Source organism: Streptomyces griseoruber (assembly GCF_001514205.1).
GTDB classification, from domain to species: domain Bacteria; phylum Actinomycetota; class Actinomycetes; order Streptomycetales; family Streptomycetaceae; genus Streptomyces; species Streptomyces griseoruber.
The window spans coordinates 2,295-4,760 of record NZ_KQ948811.1; the positions used below are offsets into that span (position 1 = coordinate 2,295).

The 2,466-nt window shown below is 57.3% G+C and carries 1 rRNA gene (cut by a window edge); it reads left to right on the forward strand.

What is annotated here, in order from left to right:
- Positions 1-130: 130 nt before the first annotated feature.
- Positions 131-2,466 (forward strand): 23S ribosomal RNA (locus tag AQJ64_RS44630); it runs 959 nt beyond the window's last position.

A 2,466-nucleotide genomic window follows, 5' to 3' on the forward strand; every position in this document is an offset into this window, starting at 1 on the left:
GTCGGGCACGCTGTTGGGTGTCTGAGGGAATGAACCCTCGGATGCCGGCCCCGGTGAAGCATCAGAGTTCTGGTGTGTGACGGGTGGCTGGTCGTTGTTTGAGAACTGCACAGTGGACGCGAGCATCTGTGGCCAAGTTTTTAAGGGCGCACGGTGGATGCCTTGGCACCAGGAACCGATGAAGGACGTGGGAGGCCACGATAGTCCCCGGGGAGTCGTCAACCAGGCTTTGATCCGGGGGTTTCCGAATGGGGAAACCCGGCAGTCGTCATGGGCTGTCACCCGCTGCTGAACACATAGGCAGTGTGGAGGGAACGCGGGGAAGTGAAACATCTCAGTACCCGCAGGAAGAGAAAACAACCGTGATTCCGGGAGTAGTGGCGAGCGAAACCGGATGAGGCCAAACCGTATGCGTGTGAGACCCGGCAGGGGTTGCGTATACGGGGTTGTGGGATCTCTCTTCCACGGTCTGCCGGCCGTGGGACGAGTCAGAAACCGTTGATGTAGGCGAAGGACATGCGAAAGGTCCGGCGTAGAGGGTAAGACCCCCGTAGTCGAAACATCAGCGGCTCGTTTGAGAGACACCCAAGTAGCACGGGGCCCGAGAAATCCCGTGTGAATCTGGCGGGACCACCCGCTAAGCCTAAATATTCCCTGGTGACCGATAGCGGATAGTACCGTGAGGGAATGGTGAAAAGTACCGCGGGAGCGGAGTGAAATAGTACCTGAAACCGTGTGCCTACAAGCCGTGGGAGCGTCGGAATGTGCTTGCACATTCTCGTGACTGCGTGCCTTTTGAAGAATGAGCCTGCGAGTTTGCGGTGTGTTGCGAGGTTAACCCGGGTGGGGTAGCCGTAGCGAAAGCGAGTCCGAACAGGGCGTTTCAGTAGCACGCTCAAGACCCGAAGCGGAGTGATCTAGCCATGGGCAGGTTGAAGCGGAGGTAAGACTTCGTGGAGGACCGAACCCACCAGGGTTGAAAACCTGGGGGATGACCTGTGGTTAGGGGTGAAAGGCCAATCAAACTCCGTGATAGCTGGTTCTCCCCGAAATGCATTTAGGTGCAGCGTCGTGTGTTTCTTGCCGGAGGTAGAGCACTGGATAGGCGATGGGCCCTACCGGGTTACTGACCTTAGCCAAACTCCGAATGCCGGTAAGTGAGAGCGCGGCAGTGAGACTGTGGGGGATAAGCTCCATGGTCGAGAGGGAAACAGCCCAGAGCATCGACTAAGGCCCCTAAGCGTACGCTAAGTGGGAAAGGATGTGGAGTCGCAGAGACAACCAGGAGGTTGGCTTAGAAGCAGCCACCCTTGAAAGAGTGCGTAATAGCTCACTGGTCTAGTGATTCCGCGCCGACAATGTAGCGGGGCTCAAGCGTACCGCCGAAGTCGTGTCATTGCAGCATAAAGCCCCAACGGGTGCTGTGATGGGTAGGGGAGCGTCGTGTGCCGGGTGAAGCAGCACCGGAAGGTAGTTGTGGACGGTTCACGAGTGAGAATGCAGGCATGAGTAGCGATTCACACGTGAGAAACGTGTGCGCCGATTGACTAAGGGTTCCTGGGTCAAGCTGATCTGCCCAGGGTAAGTCGGGACCTAAGGCGAGGCCGACAGGCGTAGTCGATGGATAACCGGTTGATATTCCGGTACCCGCTGTGAAGCGTCAAACATTGAACCAGGCGATGCTAAGTCCGTGAAGCCGCCCCGGAGCCTTCGGGCAAGGGGGAGTGGTGGAGCCGACGGACCAGACCTGTAGTAGGTGAGTGATGGGGTGACGCAGGAAGGTAGTCCAGCCCGGGCGGTGGTTGTCCCGGGGTAAGGGTGTAGGGCGAACGGTAGGCAAATCCGCCGTTCATGGAGCCTGAGACCTGATGCCGAGCCGATTGTGGTGAAGTGGATGATCCTATGCTGTCGAGAAAAGCCTCTAGCGAGTTTCATGGCGGCCCGTACCCTAAACCGACTCAGGTGGTCAGGTAGAGAATACCGAGGCGTTCGGGTGAACTATGGTTAAGGAACTCGGCAAAATGCCCCCGTAACTTCGGGAGAAGGGGGGCCACGCCTGGTGAGGGGACTTGCTCTCCGAGCTGGGGGTGGCCGCAGAGACCAGCGAGAAGCGACTGTTTACTAAAAACACAGGTCCGTGCGAAGCCGTAAGGCGATGTATACGGACTGACGCCTGCCCGGTGCTGGAACGTTAAGGGGACCGGTTAGTCACATTTCGGTGTGGCGAAGCTGAGAACTTAAGCGCCAGTAAACGGCGGTGGTAACTATAACCATCCTAAGGTAGCGAAATTCCTTGTCGGGTAAGTTCCGACCTGCACGAATGGCGTAACGACTTCTCGACTGTCTCAACCATAGGCCCGGTGAAATTGCACTACGAGTAAAGATGCTCGTTTCGCGCAGCAGGACGGAAAGACCCCGGGACCTTTACTACAGTTTGATATTGGTGTTCGGTTCGGCTTGTGTAGG